Origin of the sequence: Microcoleus sp. F4-D5 (assembly GCF_036704885.1) — a bacterium.
Lineage (GTDB): Bacteria > Cyanobacteriota > Cyanobacteriia > Cyanobacteriales > Microcoleaceae > Microcoleus.
The window spans coordinates 1-1,620 of the sequence record NZ_JAUBSX010000190.1 but is presented as its reverse complement, the minus strand read 5'-3'; the positions used below and the strand labels follow the sequence as shown (position 1 = coordinate 1,620).

Below are 1,620 nucleotides of genomic sequence, written 5' to 3'. Positions count from 1 at the left end.
AAATGCTAAAACTTCGTTGTGCTTACCTCAACGACCTCTTGGCCATTTGAGGTTTTTGCAAAACCGGGATGCTCCCGCCTCCATCTCCACTTACGATCGTATCAATGATAAATTGTTTGAGGTCTGGTCTTCGATCTCTTGAATAGCCATGAACGATTTTTATGGTTTTCATTTCCGATTCTGTATCTTCAGATTCAGTCTCAATTTCCTGGCTCTTTCCCTGACAGTTTTTGTATGCTCCTTCTACTGATATTGAACTGCTATCTAGGTGAACGCTTTTCATTGACACTTGAAATTTTAGAGCCGCTTTCATGGCAATTCCTGTGAATAACTTTGTCGTTCCAGCTTGATGATATTTGTCTAAGGCTCTCCCAATTCTGTCATCATTTAATTGTTCAGGGGTCACTCCTTTTCCAATTAGATGTTCTGTTGCTTTTCCGACAAAAAAATTGTCGAATAGGTAGATTGGGGCGCTCAAAAACCCCAGTCCGTTCAAAATCATTGCTTTCATTACTTGTCCTGGGCTTAGGGTTTCTTTAATTCTTATTCCCACTTTTTTGTTGACTTCTTCTACCAATTCCATTTCATCTATTATCCCTGCTACTATTCCCTGCAGGGTCTAAATTTACGATATTTATAGCTTCAGATGGCTTTTTCATGGTTTTTAGAGTTGCTCTAATTGCACCAATCATTATACCTGAAAAAAACCTCAAATGATTGCAGAGCAATCATTTGAGGTTTTGACAATTCTGAATCTCTTTGAAATTAAATCCGATCGAATATCTGCGGAATGTGGGTTACAAGACTGTAGACCAGACCGAAAAAAACTGATGGAGTTGTATCTGGAGCAATTACAGAAAGAAGCACCCCCAACCGAACACATATTAGTAGCAATCGACCACACTGCATGGGCTCGACGAGATGCCAATACATTAAAAGACAGAACCCATGAATATCAGAGGGGCGTAATTATTGGACAGGGGTACAGTACCATTGCGTGGATACCTGAAGCACAAGGAAGTTGGGCATTACCCCTACTCCATCAAAGAATCAGTAGTGGGTCTTCACCGATACTTCAAGCAGCTTCCCAACTTAAACTTGTCTGTGAACAGAGCGTCAACCCAGTTTTAGCAGTTTTGGATCGAGAATATGGCAATGCAACCTGGGTATTAGGGCAAGCAGATATTCAAGCTGATTGCTTAATGAGAGTCCGAAAGAATGCCTGCTTGTGGTCAGCACCACCAGCCTATAGTGGTCGCGGTAGACCACCCAAACATGGGCCAAAAATGAGACTCAATGACCCAAGCACATGGCTCGAAGCTGATACTGCGATTGAAATTGACGAAGCTCCAGAGTTGGGACAAGTCCGAGTCAGTCAATGGCTTGACTTACATTTTTATCGTGCCCCTGAACAAAGAGTCAATTTAATCCTCGTCGAAAGAATGAATCCCATGTCAAACGGTCAGCCATTTCCACCCTTATGGTTGGCTTGGGTGGGAGAACGAACTCTCCCTTTAGAAACTGTTTGGTTCAAATATTTACGACGCTTTGGAGTCGATCATTGGTATAGGTTTGCTTTCGCAACGATTGCATTGGACATTGCCTAATTTAAGAACCCCT

At 42.1% G+C, this 1,620-nt stretch carries 1 protein-coding gene and 1 pseudogene; one reads left to right on the top strand and one right to left on the bottom strand.

Translation table 11 applies throughout. From position 1 onward, the window contains the following. Positions 1-79: 79 nt before the first annotated feature. Positions 80-659, bottom strand: a pseudogene (locus tag QUA80_RS33505) (IS1634 family transposase); the annotation flags it as partial. A gap of 54 nt (positions 660-713) precedes the next feature. On the opposite strand from QUA80_RS33505, the gene QUA80_RS33500 reads away from it, so the two are divergent. Beyond that, entirely contained in the window at positions 714-1,607 is an 894-nt protein-coding gene (locus QUA80_RS33500) for a transposase (RefSeq protein WP_333429203.1), read from the top strand. The last annotated feature ends 13 nt before the right edge of the window (positions 1,608-1,620 follow it).